Source organism: Nocardioides convexus, from assembly GCF_011090295.1.
On sequence record NZ_JAAMYA010000001.1, the window covers coordinates 3,291,626 to 3,317,723 of the forward strand.

34 protein-coding genes and 6 pseudogenes are annotated in these 26,098 nt (G+C 69.4%); 14 read left to right on the forward strand and 26 right to left on the reverse strand.

Annotated features, from left to right (window positions below; genetic code table 11):
• Positions 1-12 precede the first annotated feature (12 nt).
• From G5V59_RS24625 to G5V59_RS24650, 6 genes and pseudogenes are all read left to right on the forward strand, one after another.
• Positions 13-81, forward strand: a pseudogene (locus G5V59_RS24625) (hypothetical protein); the annotation flags it as partial.
• 34 nt (positions 82-115) lie between these two features.
• A complete protein-coding gene (locus tag G5V59_RS24630; protein WP_278260343.1) occupies positions 116-379 on the forward strand; it encodes a hypothetical protein in 264 nt (87 codons plus the stop codon).
• 10 nt (positions 380-389) lie between these two features.
• On the forward strand, positions 390-677 hold the full coding sequence (locus G5V59_RS24635) for a hypothetical protein (RefSeq protein ID WP_278258238.1): 288 nt from the start codon (positions 390-392) through the stop codon (positions 675-677).
• Positions 678-866: 189 nt separating this feature from the next.
• Positions 867-1,085, forward strand: coding sequence for an aldehyde dehydrogenase family protein (locus tag G5V59_RS24640; protein WP_278260037.1), 219 nt, complete (start codon positions 867-869; stop codon positions 1,083-1,085).
• A 182-nt stretch (positions 1,086-1,267) separates the two neighbouring features.
• A pseudogene (locus G5V59_RS24645) lies at positions 1,268-2,035 on the forward strand (aldehyde dehydrogenase family protein); the annotation flags it as partial.
• Complete coding sequence (locus G5V59_RS24650) at positions 1,998-2,726, forward strand: aldehyde dehydrogenase family protein (RefSeq protein ID WP_278260038.1); 729 nt, start codon at positions 1,998-2,000, stop codon at positions 2,724-2,726. The pseudogene G5V59_RS24645 and the gene G5V59_RS24650, both read left to right, overlap by 38 nt.
• Before the next feature lie 584 nt (positions 2,727-3,310).
• On the opposite strand, the gene G5V59_RS24655 is transcribed toward G5V59_RS24650, so the two are convergent.
• From G5V59_RS24655 to G5V59_RS24670, 4 genes and pseudogenes are all read right to left on the reverse strand, one after another.
• A complete protein-coding gene (locus tag G5V59_RS24655) occupies positions 3,311-4,132 on the reverse strand; it encodes a GMC oxidoreductase (protein ID WP_278258239.1) in 822 nt (273 codons plus the stop codon).
• Positions 4,126-5,010: a GMC family oxidoreductase N-terminal domain-containing protein gene (locus tag G5V59_RS24660; RefSeq protein ID WP_278258240.1), complete on the reverse strand. Its 885-nt coding sequence runs from the start codon at positions 5,008-5,010 to the stop codon at positions 4,126-4,128. The genes G5V59_RS24655 and G5V59_RS24660 overlap by 7 nt, the downstream gene beginning before the upstream one ends.
• 664 nt (positions 5,011-5,674) lie before the next feature.
• Positions 5,675-6,052 carry an acyl-CoA dehydrogenase family protein gene (locus tag G5V59_RS24665; protein WP_278258241.1) on the reverse strand — a complete coding sequence of 126 codons (378 nt, stop codon included), beginning with the start codon at positions 6,050-6,052 and terminating at the stop codon, positions 5,675-5,677.
• Between the two features lie 173 nt (positions 6,053-6,225).
• Positions 6,226-6,948: pseudogene (locus G5V59_RS24670) on the reverse strand (acyl-CoA dehydrogenase family protein); the annotation flags it as partial.
• Between the two features lie 11 nt (positions 6,949-6,959).
• On the opposite strand from G5V59_RS24670, the gene G5V59_RS24675 reads away from it, so the two are divergent.
• Complete coding sequence (locus tag G5V59_RS24675; protein WP_278258242.1) at positions 6,960-7,637, forward strand: TetR/AcrR family transcriptional regulator; 678 nt, start codon at positions 6,960-6,962, stop codon at positions 7,635-7,637.
• Position 7,638: 1 nt separating this feature from the next.
• On the opposite strand, the gene G5V59_RS24680 is transcribed toward G5V59_RS24675, so the two are convergent.
• Complete coding sequence (locus G5V59_RS24680) at positions 7,639-7,854, reverse strand: hypothetical protein (protein WP_341351027.1); 216 nt, start codon at positions 7,852-7,854, stop codon at positions 7,639-7,641.
• A gap of 526 nt (positions 7,855-8,380) precedes the next feature.
• On the opposite strand from G5V59_RS24680, the gene G5V59_RS24685 reads away from it, so the two are divergent.
• Complete coding sequence (locus G5V59_RS24685) at positions 8,381-9,016, forward strand: lysophospholipid acyltransferase family protein (RefSeq protein ID WP_278258244.1); 636 nt, start codon at positions 8,381-8,383, stop codon at positions 9,014-9,016.
• A gap of 219 nt (positions 9,017-9,235) precedes the next feature.
• Here G5V59_RS24685 and G5V59_RS24690 read toward each other — a convergent pair whose 3' ends face one another.
• From G5V59_RS24690 to G5V59_RS24710, 4 genes and pseudogenes are all read right to left on the reverse strand, one after another.
• Positions 9,236-9,463: a hypothetical protein gene (locus G5V59_RS24690; RefSeq protein WP_278258245.1), complete on the reverse strand. Its 228-nt coding sequence runs from the start codon at positions 9,461-9,463 to the stop codon at positions 9,236-9,238.
• Positions 9,464-9,502: 39 nt separating this feature from the next.
• Entirely contained in the window at positions 9,503-9,700 is a 198-nt protein-coding gene (locus tag G5V59_RS24695) for a hypothetical protein (RefSeq protein ID WP_278258246.1), read from the reverse strand.
• 132 nt (positions 9,701-9,832) lie between these two features.
• Positions 9,833-10,042, reverse strand: a pseudogene (locus tag G5V59_RS24700) (DUF4872 domain-containing protein); the annotation flags it as partial.
• 271 nt (positions 10,043-10,313) lie between these two features.
• Complete coding sequence (locus G5V59_RS24710; RefSeq protein ID WP_278258248.1) at positions 10,314-10,724, reverse strand: BtrH N-terminal domain-containing protein; 411 nt, start codon at positions 10,722-10,724, stop codon at positions 10,314-10,316.
• A 225-nt stretch (positions 10,725-10,949) separates the two neighbouring features.
• Here G5V59_RS24710 and G5V59_RS37640 point away from each other — a divergent pair, with 225 nt between their 5' ends.
• A complete protein-coding gene (locus G5V59_RS37640; RefSeq protein ID WP_341351028.1) occupies positions 10,950-11,372 on the forward strand; it encodes a helix-turn-helix domain-containing protein in 423 nt (140 codons plus the stop codon).
• A gap of 547 nt (positions 11,373-11,919) precedes the next feature.
• Here G5V59_RS37640 and G5V59_RS24720 read toward each other — a convergent pair.
• The 9 genes and pseudogenes from G5V59_RS24720 to G5V59_RS24760 all read right to left on the reverse strand — a co-directional run.
• Positions 11,920-12,327, reverse strand: a pseudogene (locus G5V59_RS24720) (integrase core domain-containing protein); the annotation flags it as partial.
• A 742-nt stretch (positions 12,328-13,069) separates the two neighbouring features.
• Positions 13,070-13,429: a hypothetical protein gene (locus G5V59_RS24725; protein ID WP_278258249.1), complete on the reverse strand. Its 360-nt coding sequence runs from the start codon at positions 13,427-13,429 to the stop codon at positions 13,070-13,072.
• Between the two features lie 211 nt (positions 13,430-13,640).
• The gene (locus G5V59_RS24730) at positions 13,641-15,116 is read right to left on the reverse strand and encodes a hypothetical protein (protein ID WP_278258250.1); all 1,476 of its coding nucleotides are present in this window, start codon (positions 15,114-15,116) and stop codon (positions 13,641-13,643) included.
• Positions 15,082-16,215: a hypothetical protein gene (locus tag G5V59_RS24735; protein ID WP_278258251.1), complete on the reverse strand. Its 1,134-nt coding sequence runs from the start codon at positions 16,213-16,215 to the stop codon at positions 15,082-15,084. The genes G5V59_RS24730 and G5V59_RS24735 overlap by 35 nt, the downstream gene beginning before the upstream one ends.
• On the reverse strand, positions 16,212-16,664 hold the full coding sequence (locus G5V59_RS24740) for a hypothetical protein (RefSeq protein WP_278258252.1): 453 nt from the start codon (positions 16,662-16,664) through the stop codon (positions 16,212-16,214). Before G5V59_RS24740 ends, G5V59_RS24735 begins: the two co-directional genes overlap by 4 nt.
• Positions 16,627-17,067, reverse strand: coding sequence for an AAA family ATPase (locus G5V59_RS24745; protein WP_278258253.1), 441 nt, complete (start codon positions 17,065-17,067; stop codon positions 16,627-16,629). Before G5V59_RS24745 ends, G5V59_RS24740 begins: the two co-directional genes overlap by 38 nt.
• Positions 16,961-17,467, reverse strand: coding sequence for an AAA family ATPase (locus tag G5V59_RS24750; protein ID WP_278258254.1), 507 nt, complete (start codon positions 17,465-17,467; stop codon positions 16,961-16,963). Before G5V59_RS24750 ends, G5V59_RS24745 begins: the two co-directional genes overlap by 107 nt.
• A gap of 505 nt (positions 17,468-17,972) precedes the next feature.
• Positions 17,973-18,710, reverse strand: a complete 738-nt coding sequence (gene mobF / locus G5V59_RS24755) for a MobF family relaxase (RefSeq protein WP_278258255.1) — start codon at positions 18,708-18,710, stop codon at positions 17,973-17,975.
• Positions 18,707-19,006 (reverse strand): hypothetical protein, encoded by a 300-nt coding sequence (locus tag G5V59_RS24760; RefSeq protein WP_278258256.1) that lies wholly within the window; start codon positions 19,004-19,006, stop codon positions 18,707-18,709. The genes mobF and G5V59_RS24760 overlap by 4 nt, the downstream gene beginning before the upstream one ends.
• A gap of 445 nt (positions 19,007-19,451) precedes the next feature.
• Between G5V59_RS24760 and G5V59_RS24765 the strand changes: the two genes are divergently transcribed.
• Together G5V59_RS24765 and G5V59_RS24770 are read left to right on the forward strand one after the other, a co-directional pair.
• Positions 19,452-19,838 (forward strand): hypothetical protein, encoded by a 387-nt coding sequence (locus tag G5V59_RS24765; RefSeq protein WP_278258257.1) that lies wholly within the window; start codon positions 19,452-19,454, stop codon positions 19,836-19,838.
• 46 nt (positions 19,839-19,884) lie between these two features.
• Positions 19,885-20,337 carry a hypothetical protein gene (locus G5V59_RS24770; protein ID WP_278258258.1) on the forward strand — a complete coding sequence of 151 codons (453 nt, stop codon included), beginning with the start codon at positions 19,885-19,887 and terminating at the stop codon, positions 20,335-20,337.
• A gap of 69 nt (positions 20,338-20,406) precedes the next feature.
• Here G5V59_RS24770 and G5V59_RS24775 read toward each other — a convergent pair whose 3' ends face one another.
• From G5V59_RS24775 to G5V59_RS24810, 8 genes and pseudogenes are all read right to left on the reverse strand, one after another.
• Positions 20,407-20,574: a hypothetical protein gene (locus G5V59_RS24775; protein ID WP_278258259.1), complete on the reverse strand. Its 168-nt coding sequence runs from the start codon at positions 20,572-20,574 to the stop codon at positions 20,407-20,409.
• A gap of 199 nt (positions 20,575-20,773) precedes the next feature.
• On the reverse strand, positions 20,774-21,019 hold the full coding sequence (locus G5V59_RS24780; protein ID WP_278258260.1) for a hypothetical protein: 246 nt from the start codon (positions 21,017-21,019) through the stop codon (positions 20,774-20,776).
• A complete protein-coding gene (locus G5V59_RS24785; protein WP_278258261.1) occupies positions 21,016-21,321 on the reverse strand; it encodes a hypothetical protein in 306 nt (101 codons plus the stop codon). Before G5V59_RS24785 ends, G5V59_RS24780 begins: the two co-directional genes overlap by 4 nt.
• The gene (locus G5V59_RS24790) at positions 21,321-21,785 is read right to left on the reverse strand and encodes a hypothetical protein (RefSeq protein WP_278258262.1); all 465 of its coding nucleotides are present in this window, start codon (positions 21,783-21,785) and stop codon (positions 21,321-21,323) included. The genes G5V59_RS24785 and G5V59_RS24790 overlap by 1 nt, the downstream gene beginning before the upstream one ends.
• A gap of 79 nt (positions 21,786-21,864) precedes the next feature.
• A complete protein-coding gene (locus tag G5V59_RS24795) occupies positions 21,865-22,464 on the reverse strand; it encodes a DUF932 domain-containing protein (protein ID WP_341351306.1) in 600 nt (199 codons plus the stop codon).
• A gap of 49 nt (positions 22,465-22,513) precedes the next feature.
• Positions 22,514-22,870, reverse strand: a pseudogene (locus tag G5V59_RS24800) (DUF945 domain-containing protein); the annotation flags it as partial.
• 113 nt (positions 22,871-22,983) lie between these two features.
• On the reverse strand, positions 22,984-23,886 hold the full coding sequence (locus G5V59_RS24805; protein ID WP_278258263.1) for a hypothetical protein: 903 nt from the start codon (positions 23,884-23,886) through the stop codon (positions 22,984-22,986).
• Positions 23,855-24,595 (reverse strand): ParB N-terminal domain-containing protein, encoded by a 741-nt coding sequence (locus G5V59_RS24810; RefSeq protein WP_278258264.1) that lies wholly within the window; start codon positions 24,593-24,595, stop codon positions 23,855-23,857. Before G5V59_RS24810 ends, G5V59_RS24805 begins: the two co-directional genes overlap by 32 nt.
• Positions 24,596-24,909: 314 nt before the next feature.
• Here G5V59_RS24810 and G5V59_RS24815 point away from each other — a divergent pair, with 314 nt between their 5' ends.
• From G5V59_RS24815 to G5V59_RS24825, 3 genes are all read left to right on the forward strand, one after another.
• Entirely contained in the window at positions 24,910-25,134 is a 225-nt protein-coding gene (locus G5V59_RS24815; RefSeq protein ID WP_278258265.1) for a hypothetical protein, read from the forward strand.
• A 69-nt stretch (positions 25,135-25,203) separates the two neighbouring features.
• Positions 25,204-25,368: a hypothetical protein gene (locus G5V59_RS24820; protein ID WP_278258266.1), complete on the forward strand. Its 165-nt coding sequence runs from the start codon at positions 25,204-25,206 to the stop codon at positions 25,366-25,368.
• A gap of 394 nt (positions 25,369-25,762) precedes the next feature.
• Positions 25,763-26,062: a hypothetical protein gene (locus G5V59_RS24825; protein WP_278258267.1), complete on the forward strand. Its 300-nt coding sequence runs from the start codon at positions 25,763-25,765 to the stop codon at positions 26,060-26,062.
• Positions 26,063-26,098: the final 36 nt, after the last annotated feature.

Below are 26,098 nucleotides of genomic sequence, written 5' to 3' on the forward strand. Positions count from 1 at the left end.
GAGATCTGCGTGATGCTAGGCGCCTCGGGCACCGGCAAGTCGGTGTTCCTGAAGGCGTTGATCGGTCTGATCAAGCCCGAGGAGGGCTCGATCGTGATCGAGGGGACATTGCCTCGTGCTCGGAGAAGGAGCTCTACGAGGTCCGCAAAGCCTGTTCGGTGTGCTGTTCCAGGACGGTGCGATGTTCGGGTCGATGAACCTGTACGACAACGTCGCGTTCCTGTCGCGCGAGCACACCAAGAAGTCCGAGACCGAGATCCGTGACGTCGTCATGGAGAAGTTGGACCTGGTCGGTCTGCTGGGCACCGAGGACAAAGTCTGCCCGGTGCGTACGGCGTTCCTCAATCAGCCTGATCGTCGACCTCAACGCGCAGATTGATGCGACTTTCATGATCGTGACCCAGGACATCAACACCGCGCGGACGGTGCCGGACGCCATTGGTCTGCTCTACCACAAGCACCTGGCGAAGTTCGGCCCGCGCGAGATGCTGTTCTCGAGCGAGGACCGGTGGTTCGTCAGTTCCTCAACGTCCAGCGGGTCGGCCCGATCGGGATGTCGGAGAAGAAGGACGCCGACGAGCTTTGCGGCCGAGTCCGGCCACGAGCTCGCCGCGCCTGCCGCCGATCCCGTTGCAAATCGAGCCCTCCAGCGGCATCCCGTGCGGCAGCCAGTGTGAGCCGGGTGGTTGGTGTTGCGAGCACGGGATCACCCGACCTCCGGGGTCCTTCGGCAGCGACGCCGCGACGGCTCAGGTCCCGGCACCTTATGACGCAGGATCTCGTCGCTCCACCGCTGTCGTCGTTTGACCGCGTGCCCTGGCAGGCCCCGTCTGGACATCGTCCGTCACGAAATTGGAGGAAGTATGATGACCGCCCAGTCCGCACCCACCCTCGACATCCGTCGCCCCGCCGACGGTGAAGCACTCCGATCGGTCCCGATCGTCGATGGCGACCGCGTGCGCGCCGCCGCTGAGGAGTTGCGCGCAGCGCAGGTCGCGTGGCGCGACATGGGTCCTGCTGCGCGAGCCACGTGGCTGCGCAAGTGGCGGGGCTGGATCCTCGACCACACCGATGAGTCTCACTGACCTGCTCGTCGCAGAGACCGGTAAGGTCCGCCCGGACGCCTTGGTGGAAACGACTGCTTCGTGCGAGTTCATCTCTTTCTACGCCGACCATGCGAAAGAGTTCCTCGCCCCCGAACGAGTGGGGGCAGGAGGGCTGCTCAGCCTTCCGAAGCGGCTGACCCGCAGCCTATCGGCCCTACCCGTTGGTCGGACTGATCATCCCGTGGAACTTCCCGATCACTCTTTTTCTGATGGATGCAGCGCCGGCGCTCGCAGCGGGGTGTGCGGTGCTGACGAAGTCGTCGGAGATGACCCCGTTGACCTGTGCGCGCGTCATCGAGGGTTGGCACGAGATCGGTGCCCCGCCGGTCCTGGCGCACGTCGCCGGGGCCGGTGACACCGGAGGGGCGGTGGTCGAGGCTGTTGACTTCGTCCAATTCACGGGCTCGACGGCGACGGGTCGTCGGGTGGCGACGCGCTGTGCTGAGTTGCTCAAGCCGGTCAGCCTGGAGTTGGGCGGTAAGGACGCTGCCATCGTGCTCGAGGATGCCGACCTCGATCGGGCCGCGCATGGGATCGTCTGGGGCGGGATCTTCAACTCCGGGCAGGTCTGCATCTCGGTCGAGCGAGTCTACGTGGTGGACGCGGTCTACGACCGGTTCGTGGAGAAGGTGGTGACGGCCCTCGGAGCCTTGAAGCAGGGCTCACGAGCCCGCGATGATGTCGGCGCCATGGTGACCCGGGCGCAGTTGGACACGGTTGAGCGGCATGTACGGCAGGCCGAAGCGTCCGGTGCGCGCGTGCTTGTCGGCGGGGCGCGGGGCGACGAAGGCAACTTCTTCGCCCCCACGCTGCTGGTGGACGTCGACCACAGCATGGCCTGCATGACCGAGGAGACGTTCGGACCCACACTGCCGGTCATGCGGGTGGCTGATGAGGCCGAGGCTGTGGCCCTCGCTAACGATTCCGAGTACGGGCTCTCGGCCACCGTATGGACACGAGACGTCGCTCGAGGGCGGCGCATCGCCGACCAGACTCGAGGTTGGTGCGGTCAACATCAACGATGTCTTCAGCAACCTCTTCGCCGTGGGTCTACCCCACAGCGGCTGGAAGTCCTCGGGCCTGGGTGCTCGCCTCGGGGGCGCGCAGGGACTGCGGAAGTACTGCCGCGTCCAAGCGGTCACCGAGCCGCGGATCCCGCTGACCACCAAGGAGTCTCACCTGGTACCCGTACTCCGCCCGGCGTACGGCGATCGCCGGCCGAGTGCTGCGCCTAGCCGCTGGTCGCAGCCTGCGGCAGCGACTCGGCCTCTGAAAGGAAAAGGAACCATGACGACAACGAACAAGCGACAGGTGGTCGCCATCACCGGAGGCGCCCGGGGGATCGGCTATCACACCGCCGAGGAACTCATCCGGCGCGGGCATCGGGTCGCCATCGGGGACATCGACGAGCTCCAGGCTCAAGGTCTCCGCCGAGGAGCCTCGGCCTCGACGTCGCGGTGCGCCCGGACGTCACCGACCCTGGCTCCATCGCGTCGTTCCTCGACGCGACAGAGGAGGCACTGGGGCCGATCGACGTCCTCATCAACAATGCGGGCGTCATGCCGACCGGGCACGTGCACGAGGAGACCGACGAGGTCACCCGCCGCCAGGTGGAGATAAACGTCCTAGGCGTCATCTTCGGCACCAAGATCGCCCTGCAGCGCATGCTGCCCCGGCAACAGGGACACATCATCAACACGGCTTCACTGGCCGGGGAGCCTCCCGGTCCCGGGATTGGCGACGTACTGCGGCACCAAGTTCGCGGTCATCGGGTTCACCGAGGCCGCCCGGCAGGAATACCGCAAGTCGGGTGTCACCCTGTCCACTGTGCGTCCGACCTTCACCAACACCGAGCCTGGTCTCTGGAACGAGCGGAGCCAAAGGTATGCGCAACGCTGAACCACAGGAGATCGCGCGCGCCACGGCGGATCTCATCGAGCGCCCGCGGCCCTTCGTGCGAGTCACGCGTATCGCCGGCACCATGGTGGCGGCGATGAAGTTCGTTCCCGAGCGGATGGCGACCCAGCCTCGGGGCGATGCTCGGGACCGATACCGTCTTTCTCGACCGCGTGGACACCGCGGCGCGCCAAGCCTACCTGGAGCGGATCGGTCGCAGCCTAATGCCATCGGCGTGACCCCGCCATGGATCCATCCGAGACGACCGCGAGCGCCACGCGCCCTCGCGGTCGTCTCCCGTCCGGGGCTCAGGCCTGGTGCTGGCCGCACTCGGTGACGTGTGTCACGTTCGGAAACGCAAACGCCGGCCTCGCTGGCTCGATGGCAGAGATCTGCTGGTAGCCGGCGCCCAACGGGGGACGCTCGTCCCGATCGCCCTTGTTGGGCCACAAAGAGGCGGCCCGCTCGGCCTGCGCGGTGATCGTCAACGACGGGTTGACCCCCAAGTTCGCCGAGATGCTGGAGCCGTCGACGACGAAAATGCCGTCGTGCCCGTAGAGGCGGTGGTAGGGGTCGATGACCCCCGCCTGCGGAGAGTCCCCGATGGCGCATCCGCCGATGAAGTGAGCGGTCATCGGGATGTTGGCGATCTCCCCCACGGATCCTCCGGCCACGCCGTTGATCTTCTCGGCGACGCGACGGGTGGCCTCGTTGCCGACGGGGATCCAGGTGGGGTTAGGCGCCCCGTGGCCAGGTCCTGAGGTGATCGTGGGGCGACCGAGGAGGGTCTTCTTCGACCGCACCGTGATGGAGTTGTCCAGCGTCTGCATGACCAGCAGGATCACCGTCCGCTCCGACCACCGTCGCGGGCTGAACCATGTTAGGTGCGAGGGCTGGGTCGCGATCGTCCGGAGCCAGCGCCACCACCGCGGGCCGCGGCCGTCCCCATCGGTAAGGGCGGTCTGGAGAATAGACATGGCATTGCTGCCCTTGCCGTAGCGCACCGGCTCGATGTGAGTGAACTCGTCGGGGTGGATCGAGGATGTAATGGCCACGCCACGCGTGAAGTCGCTAGACCGATCCCGGGACTTCGCCCCCAGGATCGACTCGGAGTTAGTGCGGGTCAGCATGCCCAGTCGGTCGGAGACGTTCGGCAGGGGAGCCCGTGGCCTTCAGCCGATGGAGCAGCCTTCTGGGTGTTGTAGGTGCCCGCTGCGAAGACCACGTGATCGGCCGTGAAAGACTGCCGATTGTGGCGACGGCGCACGGACCTGCCGGTGCGGACGGCGTCGATGACGTACCCGCTTCCCTGGCGCGGGCGTACGTCGACCACAGTGGTCAGGGGCCGCACCTCGGCCCCGAGCTCTTCCGCGAAGTACAGGTAGTTCTTGTCCAGGGTGTTCTTCGCCCCGACCCGGCACCCGGTCATACACGACCCGCACTCAGTGCAGCCGGTGCGGCGCGGCCCTGCACCGCCGAAGAACGGGTCGGGCACCTCCATGCCGGGCTCTCCGAAGAAGACGCCGACCGGGGTCAGCGTGAAGGTGTGCTCCACACCCATGTCGCGCGCGACCTCACGCAGCACCTCGTCCGAAGGCGTCACATGAGGGTTCTGCGTGACACCCAGCATCCGCCGTGCCGTCTGGTAGTGCGGGTCCAACTCGGCATACCAGTCGGTGATGTGCGCCCACTGTGGATCGTTGAAGAATGGGGCAGGAGGTTGGTAGAGGGTGTTCGCGTAATTCAGCGACCCGCCGCCCACACCGGCGCCCCCCAAGATGACGACGTCACGCAGCAGGTGGATGCGCTGGATGCCGAAGCAGCCGAGCCGTGGCGCCCAGACGAACCGACGGGTGTCCCACGACGAGGTGGGCAGGTCGTCGGTGTCGTAGCGTTTACCGGCTTCGAGCACCCCGACGTGGTACCCCTTCTCTGCCAAGCGCATGGCGGTTACCGAGCCGCCGAAACCGGAGCCGATAATCAGCACGTCGTAGTGGGTCGATGTCATGGGATGTGAATCCTTCGGTAAGGGGTTCGACGAGAGCGGCGTAGCGGACCGGCAGGTCCGCCGATCTGACGGATCTGCGTGCAGGCAGTCACCTGCTTCGGGCGCGTACGAGAGCAGGGGTGAGGTTGAGGGGTGGCGGCGTCGAACAGCGGAGGTGCCGGGCTCATCCCCTTAGGCGGCTGTCGCGGAAGAACGAGTCCTCCGTCGTGCTGGGGACGTCGCTGACGACGAAGGTTGAAGCCTGAAGGAATCGGGCAGCAGAGCGCCGACGGATGCGAGACCCACGTGGGTCACCATCGAAGCCAGGAGCAGCGAGGCGCAACTGACGGCCGCGAGCCTGACCAACTGTGCAGCGTCATCGCGATGTGACTGTCGATCAGGGGCGTGGTGCATCTTGATGAACATGCCGAAACCGACGCAGTCGAGCCGTTCGATGTGGTGCAGCCTTGGTTCTCGGGCTCTCGGCGGGGAGGAACATGCGGTCGCCGAAGTCGACGCGCTGGCTCATGTCACTCCTTTCAGACGATGAATGTCGATGCTGTCACGTCGATGGAGTGGACGTCTTGTGCTCTCGCCCAACACGGAGGATCCCGTCGGGGCTCGGCGCACAACGCCCGGCCAGCCGGTTCCCGCTCCGGCGGTGCCGCCGGAGCGGGGTCGGTCCTCACAGGGACCGGCTGATGATCTCCTTCATGATCTCGGATGTGCCGGCGTAGATCTGCGAGACGCGCAGGTCGGCCCAGATGCGGGCGATGGGGTACTCGTTCATGTACCCGTAGCCGCCGTGCAGCTGCAGGCAGGTGTCGGCTACGCGCTGCGCTCGTTCGGAGCACCACAGCCTTCGCCATGGCGGCTGTTGGGATGTCCAGACCCTCGCCGACGTGGAGCCTGGATGCACTCGTCCACGAAGGACCGTGCCACGCGAGCCTTCTGTGGCGACTTCTGCCATTTTGAACTTAGTGTTCTGGAACCCCCAGATCGGCCGTCCGAAGGCAGTTCGGTCGCGCACGTAGGCCAGCGTCTCGGCCAGGCAGAACTCCATGGCAGCGACGTTGGAGACCGCAACGAGCAGCCGTTCCTGGGGGAGCCTGCTGCATGAGCCTGCACGAAGCCCCGGCCCTCGGTGAGGCCCAGCAGGTTGGTGACAGGGACCCGGACGTTGTCGAAGAAGAGCTCCGAGGTGTCCTGCCCCTTCATCCCGATCTTGTCGAGCACCCGACCGCGGGAGAAGCCCTCCGAGTTAGCGGGGACCAGCATCAGTGAGATGCCGGCGGCGTGGTCGTCCGGATCGGTCTTAGCCACGGTGAGCACCAGGTCGGCCTGCGAGCCATTGGTGATGAACGTCTTTGAGCCGCTGACAACGTACTCGTCGCCCTCGCGCACCGCCTTGGTTTTGACGTTCTGCAAGTCCGAGCCGGTCCCGGGCTCTGTCATCGCGATCGCGCCGACCACCTCGCCGGACGCCATCTTGGGCAGCCACTGCTGTTTCTGCTCCTCGGTCCCGTAGGCGAGCAGGTAGTGGGCGACGATGCCGTTGTGCAGGGACGCTCCCCAGGAACTGTCTCCGACCCGTGCCTGCTCCTCGATCAAGATTGCCTCGTGGGCGAAAGTACCGCCACCGCCGCCGTACTCCTCGGGGATCGACAGGCAGAGCAGGCCAACGTCACCAGCGCGGTTCCACAGTTGCCTGTCGACGTGCTTGTCGGCGATGAAGGTCTCGATGTGTGGCTTGATCTCCTTCTCGCAGAACGTGCGTGCGAGGTCACGGACGGCGTCGAGGTCGTCGTCCATCCAGGGTGAGCGGAGAGTGGTCACGGGGCGCCTCCAGCGAATCGGGTACAGGATGTACCCATCCAACCACGGCGAAGGTCTGGGTACAAGGTGTCCCAATGGGCGCCGCTCGGCATGGTCAGCGCCGGCCATGGGCGCCCCAGGCATAGGCTGCGATTGTGGTCGAGGTAGGGCGATGGGTGGATTCGACGGTGCGGCGCCGGTCCTCTCGCGATGACGAGGTCCGCGACCGCCGGCGGCGAGACGTGGCCAACGCGGCTTTGCAGGTCGTCGACGAGATGGGCGCGGACGCCAGCACCGCACTGTTCGCCGAGCGGGCTGGGATCCCGAGGCCGCACGTCTACCGCTACTTCGCCAGCCGCGAGGACCTCGATAACGAGGTGGTCCGCCTTGCTGCACAGGACCTCATCCAGCGGGTCCGCCCTCATCTCGCTCGGCGAGGAACGCCGGTACAGGTCGTCGAGGGGTTAGTGCGCGCCAGCGCGACCTGGGCCAAGGCTCACCCCCATCTCTACCGCTTCCTGGCGGCTCGGGGGCAGAGTCGGACCATGCACCGCTCTCGGATGGGTCGTTCGCGTCTGCTGGACGAGATCGCCGTAGCGGCGCGGGGGTACACCAGATCGGGAGACGAGTCGTTCCCTGAGGGCATCCTCGTTGGCGTGATGGGGATGGTCGACGCTACGGTCATCTGGTGGCTCGACCAGGGCGACGAGACCCTGGACGTGATGGTGCGGCGTCTCTCGCGGCACGTCACCCTGGTGCTCGTGGACGCCCTGGCCGCCCACGGCATCCACCTCGACCCGGCGGTCGAGATGGATCCCTTCATCGGCGAGTGAGTCACGAGCGTTTCGCGGAACTGCCCTGTTCGAAGTGCTCGACGTCAACGATGACGAAGGTCGCGTGCGATGTCGCGACCTGCCGGCCGTCTTTGTCAACGGCTGCAGCATTCACGTGGAGCCGCCGTCCTGCCCGGGTCCGGACATACGCGGTGAACTCGTGATCCACCCCCAGCAGCACCGGACGGAGGTACTCCACGGTCAGCGACCTCGTCACGGCGAGTCTCGCCGACGCGGTAGAGCAGGAACCCGAACAGGTCGTCGAACGCAGCGGCGACCAGACCGCCGTGGGTGATCCCCGGCGCCCCCTCCTGGCGATGGTCGAAGCGGTGCACGGCGCTCACGCCGTGCGCGGTGGCGTCGACCTCCAGGGCAAGGCCGGCGGGGTTCTCTTTACCGCATCCCGCGCAGGTGGGGGAATGCGAGGGCAGGCGGCCCACCTGCGTCGGCGCCGACCGCGACATGGACCGGACCCATGCATCCAGCGTCGACCCCGTGCCCCCGTCGAGACGCATCTCGCGGCTCGGGGTAGGGGGCTCGGTGTCGTAGTCGCCAACCAGTGCATCACTCATCGGGGGCTCCTCGGGCTCCAGGACCACAGTACGTCGAAACATCTTTGCATGTTTGTCAACGGGGTGACGAAACTGCCATCGATGTCTACTCTGGCTGAGATGCGAACGACTTCAACATTCCAGCGTCGCCCGATCGGTAGCGACCGACGTGGCCCCGCCTGGTGGCTGGCGGTGGCGGTCTGCAAGCCAATCCTGGTGGTGCTGCGTCGCCCGGACTGGCGCGGAGTCGCGGGTATCCCCCGGCTGGGCGGAGCGGTGCTGGCCGCCAACCACGTCTCGCACCTCGACCCGTTGCTGGTCGCGGAGATGGTGCTAGCCGAGGGGCGGGTGCCGCGGTTCCTGGCAAAGGACAGTCTCTTCAGCGGGCCGGTCGTGGGCAGGTGGTTCCGTGCTGCCGGCCACGTCGAGGTCGACCGCGTCGCGGGACGCGCGGGGTACGACAACGCTGTGAGCGCGGCGCGCGACGGGCGGCTTCTCCTGGTGTACCCCGAGGGTTCCATTACCAAGCGGGACGATGGTCTGCCGATGACGATGAAGTCGGGGGCGGTGCGGATCGCTCTGGAGGCATCGGTACCGCTCGTGCCGGTGGCCCAGTGGGGGGCACAGAAGATCCTGCCCGCCTACAGCGGGCGGTTGCGCTGGGGGTTGCGACGACGTGTGAGCATTTTCGTCGGATCGCCGATCCCGCTGGATGACCTGCGGGACCTGGAGCCGGCCCGTGCCATCGAGGTGGGTCGTCGACGGCTCGAGGACACCCTCGCCTCGATGGTGTGTGAGCCTGCGTGGAGCCGACACGGCGCCGAGTGAGTTGGGCGTTCACGCGCGGAAGCGGGGGTCTTTGGGGCGCGGGGAGTCGGAGCCGCGGACCATGGCGGGACCGTAGGTGTCGAGCAGTGTCGTCATGAGACTCGTCGAACGGCAGGTCCAAGAACGTGCCTCGCTCGTGGACGTACTCCATGTGACGTCGCCCGGCGCCGTCGGCTGCGTGGAGCAACGCATCCTGTGAGCCGTCGAACTCCAACGGTTCTACGCCGAAGCGACGGCACAGACTCGGAGTTGAAGGCCGGCGACCCCTTGCGCCACTGGCCGTCGACGTACACCGCGCTCCACCCGTGGAACACGAACAGGTCTGTGCCCATCAGGCCCAAGAGCGCCGTGCTGTTGAGGTGGTTGCGCACGTCGGAGAATCCGAGCACTGCCGGGATCCCCGCAGCGCGCAGGGTCGCGGTGAGCAGCACCGCCTTGGGCACGCACCAGGTGGGGCCACCCCCGAGGATCGCGCTGGCCTGGTAGTCAACGGGTTCGGCGGTAACGCTGTAGGGGTCGTACCTGAGCCTGGTCGCGGACCGCCGCGAACAGCAGCCCGATCCGCTCTCGCCGATCCTGGACACCCCGCACGACGGACCCGGTGAAGTCGCGGACGTCGGGATGGTCGCTGTCGACGAACCGGCTCGGGGCAAGGGCCTCTCGCAGGTCGATCTCATCCCTCATCAGGCGCCGGCCCGGAGGTCCTGGGGCGCACCCGCGACTTCGAGGGCGGCGACGAGGGTCCGCTCGAGCGAGGGGGAGTGCGGCGGCCGCGAGAGCAGCCTGCTCCACCCGCCCTCGTGCTGGGCCGTCTTGCCGGGCCAGCGACGCGACCAGGGACCATGTTTCCGCGCACAGGTGCGCAGCGGCGGCGACCTCGCTCGTCCGCGCGTCCCCGGTCAGGCGCGCGATGTCGCTGGCGCCGCTGGACAGCAGTCGGCGGAAGAGCCCGCCGCCGGTGCCGGCTTTCTCGACGAAGGCGCTGAGCCCTTGGAGTACCAGACCCAGGACGTCGTCGGGGAAGATATCCGGCCATCCTGCGAGGTCTGCGGCAAAGAGGTCGACTGCAGCTTAGCCCCGTGGCCCCGACCGCCGAGTCCCTTTCAGTGACGATTGAGGGGCCGGTACACGTGGTCATCGCGGCCGCCGCCTGGGCGAACGCCGTTTGCGCGATCTCGACCAGATCAGGCAGTCTGGTCCGGCCAGGTGATGTCGAAGTAGGTGTGGCGCGTCGGAACCGGGAATCCCTGGGATGAGCGGGCTCGGGCCAGTGCCGAATACGGCACCAGCCTGCACCTCATCCCGGTCGTTGTCGATGACGTGAGCGAGTTGCAGGCTCATCGTCATATCCGATCACGACGATGTCGTGGCGGCTCATCTGCAGGCGTACGCGGAGGTAGGGGAGCTCCGCGATGTCGGCCCACACCAGGGCTGGGCGGCCTTCTCGTATGGCGTCGCGCACCCACGTCCAACCCTCCTGTGGGTCATCCGTCGCATGTACGGAGACCTCGGCGCCAAGCCGCGTCGGGAGATCCGTCTCTAAGTCGCCTCCCCGCCCCACGAGGTACACCGGTGGCATGAGATCCGCGTCCCTGACGTAGGAGAGATCCAAGGCTCCGCTCAGGGCAAAGACGAGGCCCTCGTCTGGGGGGGCCGTCCCAGCCGAGGCCCGCCCACTCCATGAGGTCCCGCATGGCTCCGGAGCCACAGTGCCCGCCGCGTCGGTGCGGGTAGGTGACCAATTCGGTGTCGCTTGAGTTGACCATGAGGCTTCCTTCTGGAGACAACGGGTAGGTTTTGTTCAAAACTAAGGCATTGCGTTGAGAATGTCTCCCCGGTCCACCTGACGCGTGTCCGCGGTCGGACAATTGGCGATACTCTGTCCACCGTGTCGTCCATGCGAGAGCGCTACCGCGAGCACGTCCGTGCGGCGGTGCTGGAGACCGCCCATGACCTGATCGCTGAGCGGGGCTGGGATCGGGTCCGCATGAGCGAGATCGCCGAGGCGGTCGGCGTATCGCGCGCCCTACTGTATAAGGAGTTTGGCGACAAGCCCGGTTTGGGAGAAGCCGTCGCCCTGCGGGAGGCGGCGCGCTTGATCGAGGGTATTGAGGACGTGCTCGCACATCACGGCTCCGACGCTGCCGGCGGCCTCGCGGCCGCGGTGGGCTTCGTGCTTGAGGAAGCCGAGAACAGTCCCCTGCTCAGAGCGGTCCTGATCCCCAACCGTGATCCCCTACCGCCCAGGACGGGGATCCTGCCGCTCCTCACCACGTCTGCGCAGACTGTTGGACCTCGCCTCCGGTTCGCTGGCCCGGTGGCTCACCTCCCACGTGGCCGGTCTGCGGGAGGATGAGGTGTCCGATGCCGCCGATGCCCTGGTGAGGCTCACCGTGAGCCACCTCGCGTTGCCCACCAGGTCCCGGGTGGACACCGCCCGGAAGATTACCGAGGTGGGACTCAGGTGCCTCGGGCTCTCCGGCACACCGGAGAAGGGACGGCAACCTGCCGGCTGCTCTGGTGGCAGTGCCGCGGACGACCCCGAGGACCAGGGGCTGGTGAACGAAATGGCGCGGACAGCGTCGTCGCGTCCGGAGTGGCGCGGGGACGGTCGCTTGCTGCCGCGGCGCTGAGCCCGGCGACTGTGACGGCACCGAAGATGCTGGCGCGACCGTGGCCGGGTCCTCGACGCGCCGCAGGGAACCGCCGCAACGCGCTACTGGAGGCGGCCGCCGAGCCTAATGGGGGGGTTTCTACGAAGGAAAACGCCGCCAAACGCATGCCTGCCGGTGGCCTCAGCCGAGTTCGGGCACGGCTCGAGCGCCACTGGTTCGCGCGGCCTACTCGGATCCCCAGGCTCGGCTCTCAGCGATGCGCCGGCGCCCGGTCGACCAGCAGGCCGACTAGTTGTGGTGTCCAGGCACGTTGGTCAGTCGGGTGACAGGTGGCTTGGCTCCGATCGCGAAGTGGACGCGGTGATGATTGTAGAAGTGAAGCCATTCGGGCAGGGCGGCGTTGCGGTGCTCGGTTGATTCGTAGAGCCGGGCGTAGGCCCAGCCGTCGCCCAGGGTGCGGTGGAAGCGCTCGATCTTTCCGTTGGTCTGCGGGCGGTATGGCCGAGTCCGCTTGTGGACGATGGCAAGTTCGGCACACGCCTCACGCCAGGCGTATGACCGGTAAGCCGATCCGTTGTCGGACAATTTGCGTTCGACGGTGACGCCGTGTTCGGCGTACCAAGCCACTGCACGTTGCAGGACCCCTATCGCGGTGGCGACCTTCTCGTCGGTGCAGATCTCGGCGTAGGCAACACGCGGGTCTGCTGTACGGATAGGTGACATCCTGACCTGTCACCCGTTCGTGCAGCAGACCCCCGAGACCTACCTCTCAGACGAAGGCCGAGCAGCGACCTACGCCGACTGGCTCCACTTGTCACCACTGACCCCACACCGGGATCGGAGGCCTCGTCCCCGCCGATCGTATTTCACAACGGCACGGGGAACTTCAACCAGTTCTCGACGCTTCTCTGTGCCCCGGCCAGCGCGCGTGGTTCCGTGCTGTAGGTCAGCACTTCCTCCTTCGCCAGCAGGCGGATGATGCTGGCCTGCGGGGCTGGCGACCAGCCCAGCTCGTCACCCAGTCTCGGTCGAGGTCAGTTCGGTCCCGCGCCGGTGCGCTCCCACACGCCGGCGACGAAGGCCACGACTCGGTCCGCGTCACGCGCAGCCGTATCGCGCGCCGCGGAGGAAGCCTGCGCGCGTGCCTACTGCTCTTGCCAGACATCCTCGAAGACCGCTAACGCCAGCGGGGCCCACCCCCGGGACTACGCGGTCAGTGCGCCGCCAGGCGACGAGGGGGGAAGCCTGGGTCGGCCTGTGGCACCGACCAGGGCCGACGTACTCGATGACCAGGTCGCCCCGGGGGTGCCTCGTTGCCGGCGGCCGCGAGTAACTGCCGGACCTGCGCAAGCGTCGCGCGCCGGGCCTGATTCGTGTCGGGCGTGGCACCTTGATCGGCCGGGGATGGGGCCGCCCAAGGCCAGCGATCGGCTCGCTTTCAGCGGCCCAGAGTGCCGCGGCGCGGCGGCCGCGGACCGTTCACGTCCTGCCGGTCGCGTGCCGCTCCCGGCGACTGGGTTGGCGCCGGGCTGGTCTCGCCACCGACGATCGGGAGCTCAAGCCGAGACACGATCCGGTAGCGCAGGTCCCGCGCGGGGCTGTCGCCCAGCGGCCCTTCAGTAACCAGGCCGCAGGTGACGGCGCCTACGTCGTGACCCTGTTCGTGGACCTGCTGCAGGATCGCTGCGGTGGCCGGCCAGTCGCCCTGCTCAAGCAGGCGCGGGTCGAGTTCGCGGGCCAGCGGAGCCCACCGCTCGGCGGGCGTCTTCTCGGACGCGGCCGAGAGTCGGGCGCGCACCTCGCTGCTCTCGTGGAGCTCGGCCAGCGCCGCCTTGCGGGGGTCGGCATCCCAGCCTCTTGACCGCGTCGCGCAGGTCTCGGCGGGCCTGCATCTGCGAGAGCCTGCAGGCGCGCCCTGACCTGGTTGACTCCCGGCTCCCAGGCGCGGCTGGGGCGGGCCGAGAGGATCCTCATGGCCTCGACTCGTGCCTGCTCGGGGGCGAGGTTGTTCAGCCGCTCGGTGAGCAGTTGGTCGCCCAGCGAGCGGAAGGCCGGCTGGCCGCTGGCCACCGCGGCCGTGAGCGCTGCCGGCCCGCGCTGTGCGAGCAGGTCGGCCGGGTCCAGGCCGTCGGGGAACCGGGCGTAGCCAGGGTCCAGGCCGTGCGGGGTGAGCATCCAGAAGTCCCGCTCGGCCGCGACCTGGCCGGCGAGGTCGGCGTCGGTGGCCACGATCGGGTCGCGTCCCACCGCTGCCAGCCTGGGCGGCCTGCTCGTCGGTCAGCGACGTACCGAGCGGTGCCACACCGAGGTAGAGCCCATGGCTGGCCAGCGTGACCGCGACAGCGTCCATCGGGCCCTCGACGATCACCGGGACCGCGCCCCCGTCGAGCAGATCGTCGACGACGCCGAACAAGCTGGGCGCCCTTGTGGAACAGCGGGGTGTCGGCGGTGTTGAGGTACTTCGGGCCGCCCTTGTCGGCGTCGGTGAGGCCGGGCCGCCGTCGGCCAACGAAGCCGAGCACCTCGCGCTGCCCATTGTTGTGGTGGATCACCGGGAACATCACACGGTCCCGGAACCGGTCGATCAGGCGGCCGGTGCTGGCCTCGCTCGCAACCCCGGTGGCCACCATCTCGGCGTCGCTGACATCGCGGCTACGCAGGTGGCCGACCAGATTGGTCCACCCGGCCGGCGCCTGCCCGGGCCGGAAGCGCTCGTCGCCGGCGAGGTCGACGCCGAACCGTCCGGTGAGGTAGTCGCGGCCCCACGAGCCTGACGACGACTGGAACCGGGCCTCGAAGAACGCCTGCGTCATGTCGTTGATCTCGAGCATGCGCTCACGCGAGACGGGGGAGGAGTGCCACTCCTCAGCGCGCTGGTACATCAGCCGCAGGTCTGCCTCGGTGGGCTCCAGTCGGGTGCCGCCGAGGTCGCGGATGTAGGCGGCCAGCGTCAGGTCGGGCTCGACGAACTGGTCCTCGTCGACGTCGACCGGGTCGCCAGCGTCGACGTCGACCAGGTCCTCCTCGAACGCGTCGACCAGGTGCTCGTCGTACGGACCGGGGTCCTCGGCGAGCGGCCAGTCGGCCCAGTCGGGGGCCGTGGCGGTGTCCATCGGGTGGTCGACGACCGTGGCCGGGTCCGGCTCGACGCCGTCCCACAGGTCCGCGGGCGGCTCGTCGAAGTGGTACTCGTGCGCGTGCTCGTCGGGAGCGCTTTCCAGCGCGATCGAGGTCCGCCAGACCAGGGCCTGGCACTCGTCGACGCCCTCCCAGCCGTCGCTCGGCATCGCCCGGCCTGCACCCAGCAGGGCCTCGACCTGCCAGCCGCGCTCCACGCCGTGGTCCACCTTCGCGACCAGCGCGGGCCACCAGGTGCTGGCCTGGATGCTCGCGGCGCGCTCGGGGCCGAACAGGTCCGCGAGCCGTGGGGTCCACTCGGTAGTGACGCCCTCACCGTGGGAGCCGTCGCCGATCTGGGCGGCCACGGCCGGAGTGGTCGACGGGCCATGCGCCACCACACGGCTGCGGCGGCGTGCTCGTCGGGCAGCGGCCCGGCGGGGTGGTCGGGCGCGGTGGCGGTGCGCAGCATCTGGTGGGCGGTGACGCCGGCGCGAGACATCGCGGCCAGCCGCTCGGCCAGCAGCGGAGTGAACTCGTCGTCTCGAACCTGTGGGGCGAGTGAGTAGAGCAAGCTGGCGCCATTCCTTGAGCGCGGGCGTGTGGTCTCCGGTGACGGACTTGTTGAGGCGCCGCTGCCAGGTCGCGGAGGCCTTCTGCAGGCTGCGGTGCTCCGGTCGGTCGCCGGTCGTCGCCGGGGACCTGCATGGCGGCTCGCCAGACCTCGACGTCGGCCACCGTGGCGGCCTCGGGCCGGAGGCCGTTGTGTGCCCACGCCGGCAGGGCGGCCTGGTCGGTAGCCCGCGTGCGGACCTGCTCGGCGAGGTCGCTCACCAGGTGCGCGCGCTGCGCGAGGTAGGCGCCCCAGTGCGGGTCGTCGGCCAGGCGGGCCGGGACTGCGGGCATCCAGGGCAGCGGGCCGGCGCCGGCGTTGCGAAGGCCGGAGGCGTCGAGGCGCCAGTCGAGGACCGCGGCGCGGTCGTGCGCGCTCTCCAGCTCGCGGTCGCCGGCGGCCGCCCGGAGCGCGTCGACGGGGTTCTCGCCTGCTGCGCCGAGCAGCAGCAGGTGGGCTCGCAGGGTCGGCCATGCGGCCTCCTCAGCGAGCCCGGGGACGAGCGTCTCTACCGCGCTGTCCAGGGCGTCGACCACATTGATTTCGGGGTTGACCGGGGTGCCGCCTGATGCTTCTGGGCCGGTGATGGTGTCGTGGCGCAGGAGATCTTCGGCGGCGACGTAGAGGCTGTCGAGGTAGCGCTGGGAGGCCTCGCCGAGTCGGGTGGCCGGGTCGGCCTGCTCGCGGATGAGGGTGGTCGCGGACCGCTGGGTGTCGTCGCGGACCAGCATCGACTCGAGGATGTCGGTGGGGGTGAGCGGCCGGACCAGGGTCGGGTGGATCACCGAGTGCGGGTCGCCGTCGCCGACGACCTCGAGGTAGACGTGGTTGGCGTGCGCGCCGCGGGTCATCATCGTGTAGAGTCTGCTGGCGCGACTCGCTGCCTGTCGCCAGACCGTGCATCGTGTCGGCGGTGACGCCCTGGGCGGTGTGCACGGTGCACGCGTAGCCGGTCTCGGTGGATCGAGCGACGTAGTCGGCGGGCAGGCGCACGGTGCGGCGGTGCCCCTCTCTGCCGGTGTGTTGGACGGTCAGGTCGCCGCCGTCGTGGATCTCCAGGACGTTCCAGCGGTCGCCGTTCTTCACCCAGTCGGTGGCCGAGGTGCGCAGGCGTCGGTCGTTCTCGCGAGTGATGATCAGTTCGCCGATCGAGGCCTCGTTGCCGTCGGCGAGCCGGCGCACCGGGCCGATGCTGGCCGGATGAGCGGGGCCGGCCGGGCCGATTCCGTGTTGCTGGGCGAGCCGGTGGGCGCGGGCCTGCTGGTTCAGGCTCGCTGACCAGGTCGCGGGTGGGGGCGAGCATGATCGAGTCCAGACCCGCGGCGCGGTCGGCCTGCCAGGCCGCGAAGACGTCCTCGGTCATGGTGGCCAGGTCGCCGACGTGGACACGGTCGCGGTCGAGGTAGAAGCCGAGCGACTCGGACTTGCCCTCGCGCAGCGCGAGGGACGCGGCGCCCTCGGCCGGGTCCTTGAACCGGACCAGACTCGGTCAGCCTGCAGAGCCTCCGTGGGTGGCGCGGACGTCGCGCAGCACGCCGCCGGCACCGATCGCGGACGAGCTGCTGATCGTCGCCGATCAGACGGACGCTGCCGCCGCGCTCAAGGATGTAGGAGACCGCGGCGTCCAGCGAGAGGGTGTCGGCCATGCCGGCCTCGTCGATGACCACGAGGGTGGAGGAGTCGATGCCGGCGACCCACGCGGGCATCCCCGGATAGTTGCTGTCGCCGGTCTCGCGGGCCGCGCGTGCTTGGTCGAGCGAGTGGGTCAGGCTTGGCCAGGGTGTCGGTCTGCGTGTCGATCTGAGAGCGCAGGGCGTCGGCCGCCGCGGCCGACGGCGCCAGGCCGATGATGGTGCCGCCACCGTCGGCCCACGCGCTGGCCAGGGCTCGCATCGCGGTGGTCTTGCCGGAGCCGGCGGGGGCGATCGCCGCCTGGAGCCGGGCACCGGAGGTGGCCATCTCCCGCACCAGGGTGGCCTGTCCGGCGTTGAGGGTGATGCCGTTGGCGGTCGACTCGAGCAGCGCCATGTCGACCGAGTCGACCGTGACGGCGTAGCCGTCGTGGCGGCCCGCGGCCGCCACCAGGCGCTCCTCGGCGGCCAGCACCTTGCCCGAGGTGAACAGACTCGGCGCCGCTCTGAGTGTAGACCGACGCGCCGTCCGCGCGACGCAGACTCGGCCGGTTCGCTGATGGTGTCCGCGTCTCTGGCGGCGCGGGCCATGGTCACCGAGCGGCCGTCGAGGACCTCGCTGACGAGCAGGTCGACGACCTGGGAGATCTGGTTGGTGGGCACGTTGGCGCCACGGACCTGCCGCTGCGCCTCGGCGTAGACGTGCCAGTACTGCCAGGTGCTGCGAGCGCCCTCCATCGTCGTCACGATCCGGTCGGTGGTCTTGGCGAACCAGGCTGAGTCGGCCAGCGACCGTGCTGTGCCCTGCAGATTCGACGTCGGGTTTAGTGCGCCGTGGACCATCTGCTTGACCCGCTGAGGGGTGCCGAGCACCTCGACGGCCTCGCGGTTCCAGGTCTCGCGCTGCTCAGCCAGCGAGCGCGGCTCGTGCTTGGCCTCGCGGGTCTCCAGCGTCGACTGCTGGGACAGACTGGATGGTCTCAACCGGCGTGGGCGGGCGGCCGTGGGTGGCCTGGAAGGCGGCGGCGAGGACCTTGCGGCGGTCCTCCACGCTGGCGCGGCGCTTGGAGAAGCGGCGGTTCAGGCTCGGGGTCGACGCCGACGATCTCGCGCACGGGGCGCTTGCGGGCGTCGCCACCATCAATGTCGTTCGGACGCTCGTCAAAGCGCACGCCGAGGGCGTCGAACAGGTGCCGCTCGAGGGCGGTGTTGTAGGTCTCCGAGGCCGAGACGACCGCCTTGTGGAGCGGGCGGCCGTCGATGGCCAGCCACTTGCCGTCAAGCGTCTGGACCTTGTTCGCCACCGCGACGTGGGTGTGCAGGTCGGGGTCGCCGGCGCGAGAGTCGCGGTGCGTGAACGCGGTGGCCACCAGGCCGCGGACGTCGACCTGACGCACGCCGTTGGTGCCGCGGCGGGTGAACAGGGCCTTGGCCTCGATGAAGTCCAGCGCGTCCTTGATGGCCGCCTGGTGGCAGCGCTCGATCACCGCGGCGGTCTTCGCATCCGAGATCGCCCACAGCACCGAGACGCTCTTGACCGGCGAGAACGTCAGGTCGTAGCCGGCCACCGCGTTGGTCCTCGGCCGGGAGTGCTTGGCGATCGCGGCGGCCAGACTCGCGGGCGTCAGTGGGCTCGCGACCGTGCTCGGCACGGAAGAACTCGGTGCCGACCTCGGTGCGGACCCGGGCCCGGTCGGCCGCGGGAACCGGCCAGTCACCGGGCAGTCCGGCGGCCTCGTTGAGCGCCGCGATGCGCTTGGCGAGTCTCGACTCGGAACGGGCTGATGTCGTTCTCGTAGACCTTATACGGGGTGCCGAGTCGACGGGCCGTCTTGTAGTCGGCGTCGGTCGGCCGGTCGACGCCTTCCCGACCGATGCGCAGGTCCAGGTCCTTGGTCCGCTGGGTGGCCAGCGGGTGGTGACCGGAGCCGAACAGGCTCTGCATGTGGTCGGCGGTGACGATGTCGCCGGCGTCGAGCCCTTCGAGCCCCTCCATGCCCGAGCCGACCCACACGCCAGGGGTCTCGCCCTTCTCGGTGTAGTAGGCTCGCCAGGCCGGTGTGGCCCTTGTCGGTGGCGTCCATCGCTGCGACCTGGCGGGTCAGGTAGTCGTACCCCGACCCCGCCGTCAGCCTTGTGGAGGCTCATCGTCACGGTCACCTACGTGCGCGCGGGCGCCCGCTGCGATCACTTCCAGCCGGATTTCTGATGTGTTCTTTCTATTCGGCAGACCGAGAATGCAAGAGGTGTGTGGCACTGGGAGGTCGCGGAAATCTGGGGGGACGCTGAGGGGCGTCGGTGACGGCTGGGGCGTCGGGTTCGGACTGGCTGAGTTGAACGGGCTGGCTGGGGTCGAGGTTGGTGGGTTCGGAAGGTTTCTTGGCCGGTGGTGATCGCACGGGGACCGGGATTTGTCGTAGGTGACTGTCAGAGTCCATGTCGACACGGAGTGAGGACCGATGAGTCAGCAGACGATCAAGCAGCAGGCGCGGCGTACGGCGCGGGAGATGGCCGACAAGAGGCGGCGCGAGCGTGAGGAGCGCGAGCGCCGGGTGGTCGACCTGGCCGAACAGGTCATGGTGGCGATCGGCCAGCGGGACGCGGCGGTGGCCGAGACCGAGAAGCGCGCCGGGGATGCGCTGCGGGAGTTGACCGAGGTCGAGGGGCTGTCCCTGGGCGAGGTGGTCGAGTGGTGCGGCGAGACGATCACCGTGCGGGAGGCGACGCGACTGCGGCGGCTGGCCGCACCGGACGGCAGCGCGGAGACCGAGGGCGGCGCGGCCGCCGAGCGGGAGCCGGACGTGGAGGCCGGGAGCGGGGGAGCGGGTGCCGGTTCGGCGGCTTGATGACGCCGGCCTCGCGGCGGTCGCGGCGGCGCTCGCTGATCCTGCGGTGCTCGCGCGGTACCGGGCGAAGGTCGCCACGGTGCCGGGCAGTGAGTGCCTGTGGTGGACCGGGGCCGTCTCGGGTCGGTCCGAGCGGGAGCGCACCGAGGGCGGTGGTCATGGCCGGTTCTGGTACGCGCCGGGTCGGGTGATCATCGCCCACCGGTTCGCGTACGCGATCATGCACGGCGTGGACGCGCTGGAAGAGGCGCGGCTGCTCGGGCATCGCTGTCACAACCCGCTGTGCCAGCGGATCGCGCCGGAACACGTCGTGGTCTCGACGGCACGCAAGAACCGGCAGGAGTGGGCCGTCCAACGGCGGCTGCCCTACAGCCCGCTGGCCGACCCGCGCGGCCCGCGTCGGCGGGCGCGGGAACTGCGCGACCTGGCGCGTGAGGACCCGCGAACTCGTAGCAGACGACCTCGCGCGGCTCCAGGAGCCTGCTGGGCGAGCAACTGACCCTGTGGTGACCAGCCGGACGCAGAAGGCCGCCCGCACCGATGGTGTGGGCGGCCTTGCGGTTGTTGGTCAGGCGGGCTCGCCGTCGAGGAGGCGACCGAGCGTCTCCCACAGGTCGAGGTAGCCGTCCGCGTCCTCGGGCGACTGCTCGCCCCACTTGGCGTGAAGAGCGCGGATGCGGTCGAGCCGGTCGAGCCGGTCCGGCAGCGCGGTGCGAGCAGCGGCCATGAACTCCACGTCGGGCGCGTGCTCGGGAACGTCGCCCCCGCGTGGGTACTGCTTGATCCCGAGCCGCTGCCAGCGAGCACCGGCGTAGGCGACGAGGATGTTGTCCGGGATCAGGGCGTCGGCGGCGGTGGCGCGGATCTTGTCGCCGTACGGAGTTCAGGGTCCGGGGTCGCGCGCGCTTCCAGAGCGCGGAGGCTGGCGTCGTCGCTCATGCGGGCTGGTCCTGCCGTGCGGCCGCGAGGTCGAGCCGACCCGACGCGGCGGTGGCCACGGCGGTGATCCGGGCGGCCAGCGCGCGCAACTCGGCGGGCGTGCCCTGGATCGCGACCACGTCGTCACCGGCGAGAGTCAGGACGGGCTGGCGGTGCTCCCCGGCACCGATCCAGTCCTCGCCGGGGGTGAACACCTGGACGCTGGTCTCGCGGGCGGCCAGCCACTCGATGTGCGCGCTCACGGGGTCACCTCGGCGGGCGCGGTGCCGATGAGGCGGCGGAACGCCTCGATGTCGGCCTCGAGGGAGAACAGGTGACGGCGGTGGATGTCGCTCTCGGCTCCGACCTCGGTCAGGACCCCGGCGAGGCCGTCGAGGAACGCCACGACGGCATCGGCGGTGACGGTCTCGCGCATCGCGGTCCACGGCTTCGGGACGCGGCTGCTGGCGGCGTACGGCATCGCCATCATGGCGGCGAGGATGCGGCGCTGGTCGCGCTCGCTGATCACGGTGCCGGTCGGCTCCGGCTGGGTCTGCTCGGACATCACTGCTCCTGTTCGGTGGTGGTGCGGTGGGCGTACTCGGCGTGCAGGGCATCCAGCGCCGTGGCGACGCTGGACAGGGCCGCGTCCAGGTGGACGCGGGCGGTCTCGGTGGTCCAGCGGCGCACGTCGCGCAGCCGGTGCTCGATTGCGATCAGGTCGCATGCCGTCTCGCTGAGGGTGTGCCGGTCCTTGGCGGCGCTGGCCTGGACGTCGGCGTCAGTGACAGTCGGAGTGTTGTCCCGCTTCGCGATGGTGACGAACTGGTTGAGCGGCAGGATGCGGGCACCAAGGACCAGGGCTGAGATATGCACGTTGCGTCCCGCGCGGCCGGGCTCATCCACGGTGACTGTGGTGATGGGGAACGCGATGCCGGTGTCGGGGTCGACAAGCGTGTCGGTGGGCCGGAGATCCCATGCGCGGACTTGTTCGGTGGCGAGGGCGGGGTGGGTGGTGGTGTCGGTCATGGCTCCTCCTTGGGTTGGGCCGGTGGCGGGCCGGACTCGGGGTCTCAGCCCGCCACCGGAGGACTTGCGGGACGGACGGTCAGGCCGGGGCCAGCGCGGTCCAGGCGCGGCGCTTGATCCGGTCGGGGTCGTCGCTGGTGAGCACGCGGGCGGCGCGGGCGGCGGCCTCGTCGCCCTTGGTGCGGACCGGGGCGTAGTGGTCGACGTACTCGGCCACGGCCTGGTAGCCGGCCCACGCGGTGTCGCGGATGCCGGCCTGGGTCTCGGCGTCGGCGAAGAGCCAGTGCAGCCGGGAGCGGCGGCGGCGCTCGGTCTCACGGACGCGCTTGGTGGCGCTGGCCTCGGCCTTGCCAAAGGTGGCGTCGATCAGGGCGTCGAACGCGGCGTCGGTCATGGTCTGCTGGATCAGCCGCTCGGCCTCGACCTGGAACGCGTCGACGTAGGTGAATGTCAGCCCGAGCGCGTCGCGGGCGGCCTGGACGGCGGCCTTGGCGTTGCGGGTGTGGCGGATCGAGAACGACGACTCGTGGTTGCGCAGCGCGGCGCTCTGGGTGTTCGCGCACACTACGCGGACCGGGGTGACGAGGATGCGGAACGCGCTGGACCCGTCGTGGCTGTTGAGCGCGGCGATGTTGAGGTCGACGCGGTCGGTGCCGCCGACCGTGAGCGAGTCCGGCAGTCTGCATCGTGATGAACACCTGCCGACCTCCGCGCAGCGACCCGGCGGTGTCGAAGATCGCGCCGGACTCGTCGGCCAGCAGGTTCAGGAACTCGGCGTGGTCCTCGTTCTGCAGCGGGGTGTAGCCGCCGCCGACAACGCCGAGCGCCTCGGGCGCTCCGGTGAACGGGTTGGTGCGCACCGTGGCGAAGCCGGGGACCTCGATGGGCGTGACGCCGCCCTCGCTGACCTCGGCGGTGGTGAGCGGCAACTTGCGTACGTCCCAGCCGCCCAGGTGGCCGAGCGTCATGGCCTCCTCGGCGGTGAACGCGCGGTCGCGGACCGTGGTGCCCAGTCGGTGCCAGGCGTCATTGCGGGCGAAGACGGCGGCGGCCTGCGTGCCGTGGGTCTCGATCTCGTGTGACATGTCGGGGTCCTCCCGGGTAGCGGATCAAACGAATTGAGTTCATTCTATGGTTTCTATTCCACTGAGGGCGGTTCTCCACAGGTAGAACCGCCCTCAGTGGGGAGGGGAGAAGGTCAGGCGGCGCTGTCGTTGGCCTCGTCGGCGTTGGCCTCGTCCTCGTCCTCGGCGTCGGCGTCCGGCTCGTCGCTGCCGGTGCTCGGCTGTGGCTCCTCGCCGAGCAGGATGCGCTCGACCTCGCTGGGCTGGTAGCCCCACTCCACGAGCGCGCCGAGCACGCGGGCGTCCCACGCGCTCGGGTTGCGCCAGGAGTGCTTGCCGGTGGTCGCCTCCCAAGCGGCGACGACGGCGGCGAGCGTGGTCATGGTCGCGGCCTTCGGGGTGGTCGCCTTGGTCGCGATCTTGCGGCACTCGTCGTGGCCCGCGCCGTAGTAGCCGGACGGGGCCGGGATGCCGAGCATCGTGAAGAGCATCGGGTGCCGGTGGTCCATGGCCTTGCTCAGCGAGTGGTGGCCGGTGACGATGGCCTCGCAGATCAGGGCCTCGGCTCCCTTCGGGGCCGTCTTGCGCGCGACGAACCCGGCCAGCCACTCGCGGCGCACCGTCTCCGCGCTGGCCCACGCCTTGTTGTTGGCGATCACGCGGCGGCGCTCCTCGCGGCGGGCCTCGGCCTCCTCCTCGCTCTCGCCCGCGTCCTCGTCGGCGGTGCTGGCGCTGCCACTGACGCCGCCGCGACGGCGCAGGCCGGAGGCGTCGAGGTCGGTGACGACCCACACCGGCACGTACTGCTGGTAGGGCTCGGCGGGCTCGTAGTCCTCGTCCTCACGGTCCTCGTCGTCGGTGCCCTCCTCGCTCTCGTCGTACTCGTCCTCGGGGTAGACCCACTCCTTGACGACGTGGACGCGAGCGCCGGGGACGTTGGGCCACTCCTCCTCGGGCACCGGCTCGCCCTCGGCGGTGACCAGACGCTCGATGCGCAGCACCTCGTCAGCCTCCGCGACCTCCTCGGCGGTCAGCACCGGCAGGCCCTCGGCGCGCAGCCGCTCGACCTCGGCGGCGTCGGCCTCGCGCTCTGCGGCCTCGTCGCGCAGGCTGCTGGGCCTCGTGCGTCAGGGAGCGGCGGAATCGCTTGGCGTACTCCAGTCGCTCCACGGCCTCGGGGTCGTGCTCGAACTCGGCGAAGATCGCGGCTTCCTCCAAGGTCAGGTCGCCGTAGTCGAGACGGTTGCGGGTCTGGTCGGCCTTGGTGACCGCCAGGGCGGCGTTCACGATCGGGCGGTCGATGCTGGTGCGCTTGGCGATCTGCGCAGCGCTCACGCCGAGCAGGGCCAACTGCTCCACGCCCGCGACGATCTCGGTCTCGCGCATCTGGGCCCGGTGGATGTTCTCGACCATCTGGTCACCGATCCGGTCGGCCTCGGCGGGCTGGGGGACGACCCGCGCCGGGATGAGGCCGGTCGGGGTGCCGACCTCGGCGGCGGTCACGGTGCGGCGCTGGCCGCGCAGCAGGACGTACTGGCCGTCCTCGTTGCGGTAGACCGTGACGGCCTCGATGACACCGCGCTCCTTGATCGACTTGCGGAACTCCTTGTGGTCGGGTCGCAGGTCGGCGCGGACGTTGGTGCCGATGATGATGTCGGCGGGGTCCAGGTGCAGGAACTCCTCAGCCGGGGCGGCGTCGGTGCCCTCGGTGGTGGTGACGGCGTCGGTCTGGATGGTGTCGGTCATGCTGCTGTCCTCCGTGAGTAGAATAGAAAGAACTGACAGGACCAAGTCTCCCAACGGGGGCCGACGCCTACCGGCTCGCAGCGCGAACCTGTGGAAAGGTGGGCACGTCCGGAGGGTGGGGAAACCCCGCTCGTACGGACGCGGACTCCGCTGCGGCGGCGCGGCGCAGCTGCACCCTTCGTGGCTGTCTGGACGGAAGGAATCGAGCGAGAGTGGGAACGGCTGCACACGGCCCCGCCCGGGAATGCAGCGGCGTTGGTGTTAGTGCCGGCGCCAGGTGCGGCAGGCTGGCGCCGGCACAGGGGAGTGGCGGCATGACGAGCCAGACCACGACGCCGGTCGGCATCTACTGGAAGCCCGGCGTGTGGGACCTCGCCCGATCGGCCTACGTCGCCGACCTGGACACCGACCCCGACTCGCCCGGATCGTTCGTCGGCTGGCTCGCCCAGGCGCTCGAGCCTGCACGCCAAGCGCTCACCCCAGCAGCGCGCCGAGTCTCGCGGCCGCCGGCGAGACCCATCCCGCCCTGGTCAGCGTGACCCGCAAGAGCCTTCAACAAGAAGCACGACCTGCCAGCCTCCACCATCGAGGCGGTCGAAGACGCGCTCGTGGCCGACCGCCAGGAGCTCGGCCGGATGCTCGCCCGCTCCGCGTTCGCCCAGGAAGCAGTGATCGCCGCAGGCGAGGAATCCCGCCGGCGGCTCGGCCGCGACCTGCCTCCGCCCCCGCAGAAGCTCAGCAATCGACCTCCGCGACGCCGGCCCGCACGGTAGGCCCAACTGGCGGCCGACCCAGTTTGTACGGCGCAGTTGTGTCGGCCCCTTTGCCTAGTGTCCTCCTCAGCGCCCCGATCCGGTACCCGAGAGCCGCTCGGGGCGCTTCTTTGCGCCCTCGCTGTGCCCTGGCGAGCAGGCTCCCCGGCGAGCACGAGTGGATCCGAACAAGTTCGGCCCAGGTGATCGCTGCGGGACCCCGATGGGACCTAGGTGACTGCGGGACCGATTCCGACGTCTCGCCGTCACCCGGTCATCCATCTGGAGGAAGTCATGTCCACCACCGTCACCTTCGCCGGCAACCCGTTCGTCACCTCGGCCGAGGCTCCTGAGTCTGCTCTTCGTCCGCGAGAACAAGCCGTTCGTTAGCTGCCGGGTCCTGGTCAACCGGCGCGTGCAGAACAACGACACGGGGGAGTGGGTCAACGACGAGCCCACCGCCCACAACGTCAAGATCTTCGGCTCGGCCGCCACGCACGTGCACGACAAGCTGCGGATCCGGCGACCCGATCCTCTCTCATGGCGTTGTCCACGGCCTCGAGCGCACCGAGAGCCTGGGCGGACAAGGAGACCGGCGAGAAGCACACCTTGGACGTCGTGGTCGTTGACAGCCGCTTCGGCGAGGTCGGCGTCTCGCTCAAGTACGTCTCCGCGCGCGTCGAGCGCGCCGCCCGCCCGGCCCAGGCCAGCCTGAGGCGCGGGGAGGGTTTCGATGGATCTCGTCGTACAG

Coding starts and splice junctions, on each gene's coding strand:
- G5V59_RS24635 (WP_278258238.1), top strand. CDS start 390: ATGATCGTGACCCAGGACATCAACACCGCGCGGACGGTGCCGGACGCC.
- G5V59_RS24640 (WP_278260037.1), top strand. CDS start 867: ATGACCGCCCAGTCCGCACCCACCCTCGACATCCGTCGCCCCGCCGAC.
- G5V59_RS24650 (WP_278260038.1), top strand. CDS start 1,998: ATGAGGCCGAGGCTGTGGCCCTCGCTAACGATTCCGAGTACGGGCTCT.
- G5V59_RS24655 (WP_278258239.1), bottom strand. CDS start 4,132: ATGCTGACCCGCACTAACTCCGAGTCGATCCTGGGGGCGAAGTCCCGG.
- G5V59_RS24660 (WP_278258240.1), bottom strand. CDS start 5,010: ATGACATCGACCCACTACGACGTGCTGATTATCGGCTCCGGTTTCGGC.
- G5V59_RS24665 (WP_278258241.1), bottom strand. CDS start 6,052: ATGGAGTTCTGCCTGGCCGAGACGCTGGCCTACGTGCGCGACCGAACT.
- G5V59_RS24695 (WP_278258246.1), bottom strand. CDS start 9,700: ATGAGGGATGAGATCGACCTGCGAGAGGCCCTTGCCCCGAGCCGGTTC.
- G5V59_RS24735 (WP_278258251.1), bottom strand. CDS start 16,215: ATGATGACCCGCGGCGCGCACGCCAACCACGTCTACCTCGAGGTCGTC.
- G5V59_RS24740 (WP_278258252.1), bottom strand. CDS start 16,664: ATGCTCGCCCCCACCCGCGACCTGGTCAGCGAGCCTGAACCAGCAGGC.
- G5V59_RS24745 (WP_278258253.1), bottom strand. CDS start 17,067: ATGCCCGCGTGGGTCGCCGGCATCGACTCCTCCACCCTCGTGGTCATC.
- G5V59_RS24765 (WP_278258257.1), top strand. CDS start 19,452: ATGAGTCAGCAGACGATCAAGCAGCAGGCGCGGCGTACGGCGCGGGAG.
- G5V59_RS24785 (WP_278258261.1), bottom strand. CDS start 21,321: ATGTCCGAGCAGACCCAGCCGGAGCCGACCGGCACCGTGATCAGCGAG.
- G5V59_RS24790 (WP_278258262.1), bottom strand. CDS start 21,785: ATGACCGACACCACCACCCACCCCGCCCTCGCCACCGAACAAGTCCGC.
- G5V59_RS24810 (WP_278258264.1), bottom strand. CDS start 24,595: ATGACCGACACCATCCAGACCGACGCCGTCACCACCACCGAGGGCACC.
- G5V59_RS24815 (WP_278258265.1), top strand. CDS start 24,910: ATGACGAGCCAGACCACGACGCCGGTCGGCATCTACTGGAAGCCCGGC.